At 60.5% G+C, this 6,266-nt stretch carries 7 protein-coding genes and 1 tRNA gene; 5 read left to right on the forward strand and 3 right to left on the reverse strand.

Translation table 11 applies throughout. The features are described from left to right. Nucleotides 1–168: 168 nt before the first annotated feature. Both BMX62_RS12280 and BMX62_RS12285 read right to left on the reverse strand, forming a co-directional pair. Nucleotides 169–597 carry a Fur family transcriptional regulator gene (locus tag BMX62_RS12280; RefSeq protein WP_090209552.1) on the reverse strand — a complete coding sequence of 143 codons (429 nt, stop codon included), beginning with the start codon at nucleotides 595–597 and terminating at the stop codon, nucleotides 169–171. A 131-nt stretch (nucleotides 598–728) separates the two neighbouring features. Next, nucleotides 729–802 (reverse strand) — tRNA-Gly (locus BMX62_RS12285). Between the two features lie 128 nt (nucleotides 803–930). On the opposite strand from BMX62_RS12285, the gene thiS reads away from it, so the two are divergent. From thiS to BMX62_RS12310, 5 genes are all read left to right on the forward strand, one after another. Continuing rightward, entirely contained in the window at nucleotides 931–1,131 is a 201-nt protein-coding gene (gene thiS, locus BMX62_RS12290; RefSeq protein WP_090209555.1) for a sulfur carrier protein ThiS, read from the forward strand. A 25-nt stretch (nucleotides 1,132–1,156) separates the two neighbouring features. Next, entirely contained in the window at nucleotides 1,157–1,969 is an 813-nt protein-coding gene (locus BMX62_RS12295) for a thiazole synthase (protein WP_090209557.1), read from the forward strand. Between the two features lie 55 nt (nucleotides 1,970–2,024). Continuing rightward, nucleotides 2,025–2,735 (forward strand): tRNA (guanosine(46)-N7)-methyltransferase TrmB, encoded by a 711-nt coding sequence (trmB, locus tag BMX62_RS12300; protein WP_090209560.1) that lies wholly within the window; start codon nucleotides 2,025–2,027, stop codon nucleotides 2,733–2,735. 106 nt (nucleotides 2,736–2,841) lie between these two features. Further along, nucleotides 2,842–4,680 carry an SLC13 family permease gene (locus BMX62_RS12305; RefSeq protein WP_090209562.1) on the forward strand — a complete coding sequence of 613 codons (1,839 nt, stop codon included), beginning with the start codon at nucleotides 2,842–2,844 and terminating at the stop codon, nucleotides 4,678–4,680. A 139-nt stretch (nucleotides 4,681–4,819) separates the two neighbouring features. Next, entirely contained in the window at nucleotides 4,820–5,710 is an 891-nt protein-coding gene (locus BMX62_RS12310) for a phosphoribulokinase (protein ID WP_090209565.1), read from the forward strand. A gap of 140 nt (nucleotides 5,711–5,850) precedes the next feature. Here BMX62_RS12310 and BMX62_RS12315 read toward each other — a convergent pair. After that, the coding region (locus tag BMX62_RS12315; protein ID WP_143339810.1) for an RNA-guided endonuclease InsQ/TnpB family protein at nucleotides 5,851–6,266 on the reverse strand (416 nt) is incomplete at its 5' end.

Consider the following 6,266-nt stretch of genomic DNA (forward strand, 5'->3'; position numbering starts at 1 on the left):
AACTGCGTTTCGGTTCAGACCGTCTCGCCGTTGGAGAGCGCGCATTATAGGCCCCTCAGTTTTCCCGTCAACTCCCTTTTTGAAACTTTTTTGAAATTTATTCAAAAAATAAATATTTTCAAAGACTTAAAAAACCAACCTGACAGCACATAAGCCATTGGGATGCCTTCACGCCCGGCGCACCCGGATGACCACATCCACGCCCTCGATCACCATGCCCTCTGGTGCCTCGGGCAAGCTGTCCAGACCGACCTGCCCGGGTGCCACATCCTCCAGCATGCCGGAATCGGTGTGATACATATGATGATGGGGGATCATGTTGGAGTCATAAAACAGCCGGGTGGGATCCACCCGAACCTCCCGAATCAACCCCTTCTTCGCGAACAGGCCCAGGGTGTTGTAGACAGTGGCCTTGGACACCAGGGATTCCACGGCGTTGACCTGGGCCAGGACCTGGTCGGCACAGACGTGCTGAGGCCTTTTAAACAGAACCGTGGCGATATCCACCCGCTGCTGAGTGGGCGTGATGCCGTGCTCACGCAGTTTCCTGACCACGGCTTCACGATCCAGACCGGTATTGCGTTGTTTCCGTTTCATGAGCTTGAATCACCAAAATTGCGTTTAGACAAAGTCTAGCACAGAAAATGGGGCGCAATGGTCACGACACAATGCCCGACCGAGGCAACGGGAGGGGATCAACGAAAAGGGGAAGAGAAAAGCCGTGGAACTGGAGCGGGTGATGGGAATCGAACCCACGTCATCAGCTTGGGAAGCTGAGGTTCTACCATTGAACTACACCCGCACGGTGACCATAGTGTATGCGCTCTGAGCCTGCTTCTCAACGGTTACGTCCCAGGACGCCATGCGTCCCGGGACAGCTTTGCGTTAAGATGCCTCCCCTGCCATCCGTCTACTGAAGAACATTCCACGATGGACATCATTGTCAATGGCGAAACCCGCCAACTGCCGGAGCCGCCCACCGCCACCGCACTGGTGGAAGCACTGGGCCTGACCGGTCGCCGCCTGGCCATGGAAGTGAACGGCGAACTGCTGCCCCGCAGCCGGTTCGACGCCCACCGCCTTGCCCCCGGCGATCGCATCGAGATCGTGCAGGCCATCGGCGGCGGTTAATCCTCAACATATACACGGTATCCCCATGTCGACCACAAGCCACTCCCCGGATACGGCCACCGATTCCCCCCTGGTGATCGGCGGCACCGCCTATCGCTCCCGCCTGCTGGTGGGCACCGGTAAATACAAGGATCTGGACGAAACCCGCCAGGCCACCGAGGCCAGCGGCGCCGAGATCGTCACGGTCGCCATCCGACGCACCAACATCGGCCAGAATCCGGATGAACCCAACCTGCTGGACGTACTCCCCCCGGATCGCTACACCATCTTGCCCAACACCGCCGGCTGCTATACCGCCGAAGATGCCGTGCGCACCTGTCGTCTGGCGCGGGAACTGCTGGATGGCCACGACCTGGTGAAACTGGAAGTCCTCGGTGACGAGAAAACCCTCTACCCCGACGTGGTACAGACCCTGAAGGCCGCGGAAACCCTGGTGGCCGAAGGCTTCAAGGTCATGGTCTATACCAGCGATGACCCGATCCTGGCCAAGCGCCTGGAAGAGATCGGCTGCGTGGCCGTCATGCCCTTGGCCGCCCCCATCGGCTCGGGTCTGGGCATCCAGAATCGCTACAACGTTCTGGAGATCGTGGAAAACGCCAACGTGCCCATCCTGGTGGACGCCGGCGTGGGCACGGCCTCCGATGCGGCCATCGCCATGGAACTGGGCTGCGACGGCGTACTGATGAATACTGCCATCGCCGCCGCCCGCAATCCGGTCCTCATGGCCTCGGCCATGAAACACGCCATCCTGGCCGGTCGCGAGGCCTACCTGGCGGGCCGGATGCCGCGCCGGCGCTATGCCTCTGCCTCGTCCCCCATCGACGGCACCTTCTTCTAATCCTTCGTGACTATCGGCGGACCCAATCGGGTCCGCCATGGCCTGATCCCGCCTCATGAATAACTCACTGCCTTTCACGCCCTCCGCCGACGGTCACCGCCGGGTCCGCAGCTTCGTCCGCCGCGAAGGACGACTGACCACCGGCCAGCAGCGCGCCCTGGATGACCTCTGGCCGCGCTGGGGGCTGGCATTCACGCCACAGCCCCTGGACCTGCCCGCCCTGTTTGGCCGACAGGCGCCGGTCACGCTGGAGATCGGGTTCGGTAACGGGGAATCACTGGCACGGATGGCCGCCGAAGACCCGGAGCGGGACTTCATCGGCGTGGAAGTCCATCGCCCCGGCGTGGGACACCTGCTGCAACAGATCCAGGCCCTGCAACTCTCCAACCTGAGAGTGGCCTGCCATGACGCGGTGGAAGTCCTGACATTACAGATCCCAGAAGAATCCCTGGACCGGATACAGATCTATTTCCCCGATCCCTGGCCAAAAAAGCGGCATCACAAACGGCGCCTGGTACAGCCGGCGTTGGTGGCACTGCTGAGATCGCGCTTGCGGGCCGGCGGCGTACTGCATCTGGCCACCGACTGGGAACCCTACGCCGAACACATGCTGACGGTGATGAATCAGGCCGCTGGATTTTGCAACCTGGCCGGCGAGGGTTTCAGCCCCCGCCCCGAATACCGTCCCCTGACCAAATTTGAACAACGGGGACAACGACTGGGGCACGGCGTGTGGGACATCCTGTTCGCCACCTGCACCACATAAGCAAAAACAGTACGCCCCCGATAGGCATATTGCATTTCAGGAATATGGTGAAATAATGAGAAGGTTTGCTACTGATATACCATAAACTCATACCGATATAATATTAATGGAGCCACTGACGCTAACGCCACAGATGATGGTGGTCCTGGGATTGCTGGGACTGACCATCGTGCTGTTTGTCACCGAAGTGGTGCGCGTGGATGTGGCCGCCATCTGCATCATGGTGCTGCTGGGACTGATGAGCCTGGTACCGGGCCTGCAGGGCATCACCGATGTCCAGAACCTGTTCAACGGCTTTGCCAGTAACGCCGTCATGTCCATTATCGCGGTCATGATCATCGGCGCCGGACTGGACAGAACCGGTGTCATGAGCCAGGTGGCCAGCTTCATCATGAAGGTCGGCGGCCACACGGAACGGCGCATCCTGCCCATGGTGTCCGGCACCGTGGGCGTGATCTCCAGCTTCATGCAGAACGTGGGTGCCGCCGCCCTGTTCATTCCCGTGGTCTCCCGCATCAGCGCCCGCACCGGCCTGAGCATGTCGCGGCTGCTCATGCCCATGGGCTTTTGCGCCATCCTCGGCGGCACCATCACCATGGTGGGTTCCAGCCCCCTGATCCTGCTCAACGATCTCCTGCCGGAGGGCATGGAGCCCTTCCAGCTGTTTGATGTCACCCCCATCGGTCTGGCCCTGGTGGCCACCGGGATTCTCTATTTCGTCCTGCTGGGCCGTTATGTATTGCCCGCCACCAAGGGGGAAAGCACCAATGCCGAAAGCACCGAAGCCTATTTTCAGCGGGTCTACGGACTGGACTTCGTGATCCGGGAAATGCGCCTGAACGAGGACAGCACGCTGGCGGGAAAGACCGTCGGCGACCTGGAGCGGGAATTTCCCGTCATCGTCGTGGCCACCTTCATGAACGGAGAGCGTCGAGTCGGTCCCTGGAGCGGCATGACCATCGCACCCAATGCCCACCTGGCCCTGCTGGGGCGCCATGAAGCCCTGGAAGCCTTTGCCGCCAGAAGCGGCAACCGGCTCAAGGACCGGCTGGACATCTTCGCCGATGCCCTGGCACCCAACCGGTCGGGCATTGGCGAGGTGGTGATTCCGCCTGGCTCCCATCTGGTGGGGCGCACGGTCACCGACATTGCCATGCGCAAGACCTACGGGCTGTCGGTTCTGGGTATTCATCGGGGCGAGGAAACCATTCGCCAGGGTCTGCGGGAAGTCCCGCTGCAGGCGGGAGATGCCCTGGTCTGCCATTGCCGCTGGGACTCACTGGCCCGGATCGAAAAGGACCGGGACTTCGTGGTCATCACCAGCGACTACCCCCACGAGGAGCTGCGTCCCCAGAAGGTGTATTTTGCCCTGAGCTTTTTTCTCATCACCCTGGCCCTGATCCTGTTCACCGAGCTACGGCTGTCAGTGGCCCTGCTCACGGGGGCCGTGGGCATGATCCTCACCGGCGTGCTGAGCATCGACGAAGCCTACCGGGCCGTGAGCTGGAAGACGGTCTTCCTGCTGGCCAGTCTCATCCCCCTGGGGGCCGCCGTGGATCAGACCGGCACCGCTGCCTGGATCGCCCAGCAGACCCTGTCCCTGCTCGGCCAGGTGTCTCCCTGGATTCTTCAGGCCACCATGGCAATCCTGGCCACCTTCTTCACCCTGGTGATGTCCAACGTGGGGGCCACGGTGCTGCTGGTGCCGCTGGCGGTGAGCTTTGCCGTGGCGGCGCAAGGCATGGGCATGGACGCGGACCCAAGGGTATTCGCCCTCACCGTGGCCATTGCCACCTCCAACGCGTTCCTGATTCCCACCCACCAGGTCAATGCCCTGATCATGGGCCCTGGCGGTTACCGGGTCATGGACTTCGTAAGGGCGGGGAGCATCATGACGATTCTGTTCCTGATCGTGTCGTTGGTGATGCTCAACCTGGTGTTCTAGGCACGACAGGGACGGGGCTCACGACTTTGCCCGGGATCAAGGCATGGGTTCTGGCTTGGCCCCCCTGCCAAATCAATACAAAACAATAACTTGAGTATGGATCACAGGCTTTCACCATCAAGCAGCGAGGAGTCAGAAGATGTCGAAGAAACACCCTATTGTGGCCGTTACCGGCTCATCCGGCGCCGGCACTTCCACCGTCAAAAACGCCTTTGAGCATATTTTTCGCCGGGAGCACATCAATCCGGTGGTCATCGAGGGAGACAGCTTCCACCGGTACAATCGGGCAGAAATGAAACAGGCCATGAAGGAGGCCGGACAGCAAGGCAACAATCATTTCAGCCATTTCGGCCCCGAGGCCAATCTTTTCGAAAAACTTGAAGAGCTGTTCAAGACCTACGGCGGAACCGGCGCCGGCAAGAAACGCTACTACATCCACAACGATGACGAGGCTGCCCATCACAATGGCCGTCTCAATGGCAACCTCAAGCCTGGCGAATTCACTCCCTGGGAAGATATCGCACCGGGTACCGACCTGATGTTTTATGAAGGTCTCCACGGCCTGGTCAAGCACGGTGACACGGATGTGGCCCGGCATGTGGACCTGGGCATCGGCGTGGTCCCCATCGTCAACCTGGAGTGGATTCAGAAAATCTTCCGCGACAACGCGGAACGGGGTTACAGCGCCGAGGCCATCGTCGACACCATGTTGCGGCGCATGCCCGACTATGTGAATTACATCACCCCGCAGTTCTCCCGCACCGACATCAATTTTCAGCGGATACCCACGGTGGATACCTCCAACCCGTTCATTGCCCGGGATATTCCCACCCCTGACGAGAGCATGGTGGTGATCCGCTTCCGTGATCCCAAGCGCTTCGGAGTGGATTTCGTCTACCTGCTGAACATGCTCCACGACTCCTTCATGTCACGGCGCAACACCATTGTGGTGCCCGGTGGCAAGATGGGGCTGGCCATGGAGATCATCCTGGCGCCCATCATCCGCGACCTGCTGGAAAAACGCGGCTAAGCCAAGCCCTGAAACCGCCGGGGCGTTTCATCCAGTCCCCGGCGGACACACCTTGCGGTCGGTCCCGTTACCGTATCATTACCATCGTGACTGCTCCCCGCCCTAAGCGCTGACGCGCCACGGGCGAGGCTTCCCACTTCTCAGGCAGCAGCCGGCGATGTGCCGGGCTTACGCAAGCCTCCATGGGCAGAGACGGACAGCCCTTCCGCCTTCAACTTTACTATGCCTTGATGCTTGATGTTCAGCGCCGCGTTGATATCTCGGTCATGCTGTGTGTGGCAGGCCGGGCACGCCCACGACCGGACGTTCAACGGCATGGCGTCCCTCTTGTGCTGGCAGACATGGCAGGTTTTGGAGCTGGCAAACCACGGGTCGATCTTGACCAGATGCTTGCCCTGCTCCCTGGCCTTGTAGTCCAGCTTGGTGATCAAGGCATACCAGGACGCATCGCCGATGTGCTTGGCGAGCCTGGCGTTCTTCATCATGTTGCCGACCTTCAGCGTCTCGACGATCACCGCTTGGTTGTCGTCAACGATCTGTCGAGAGAGCTTGTGCT

Origin of the sequence: Ectothiorhodospira magna (genome assembly GCF_900110965.1) — a bacterium.
GTDB classification, from domain to species: domain Bacteria; phylum Pseudomonadota; class Gammaproteobacteria; order Ectothiorhodospirales; family Ectothiorhodospiraceae; genus Ectothiorhodospira; species Ectothiorhodospira magna.

Coding starts and splice junctions, on each gene's coding strand:
- BMX62_RS12280 (WP_090209552.1), bottom strand. CDS start 597: ATGAAACGGAAACAACGCAATACCGGTCTGGATCGTGAAGCCGTGGTC.
- thiS (WP_090209555.1), top strand. CDS start 931: ATGGACATCATTGTCAATGGCGAAACCCGCCAACTGCCGGAGCCGCCC.
- BMX62_RS12295 (WP_090209557.1), top strand. CDS start 1,157: ATGTCGACCACAAGCCACTCCCCGGATACGGCCACCGATTCCCCCCTG.
- trmB (WP_090209560.1), top strand. CDS start 2,025: ATGAATAACTCACTGCCTTTCACGCCCTCCGCCGACGGTCACCGCCGG.
- BMX62_RS12305 (WP_090209562.1), top strand. CDS start 2,842: ATGGAGCCACTGACGCTAACGCCACAGATGATGGTGGTCCTGGGATTG.
- BMX62_RS12310 (WP_090209565.1), top strand. CDS start 4,820: ATGTCGAAGAAACACCCTATTGTGGCCGTTACCGGCTCATCCGGCGCC.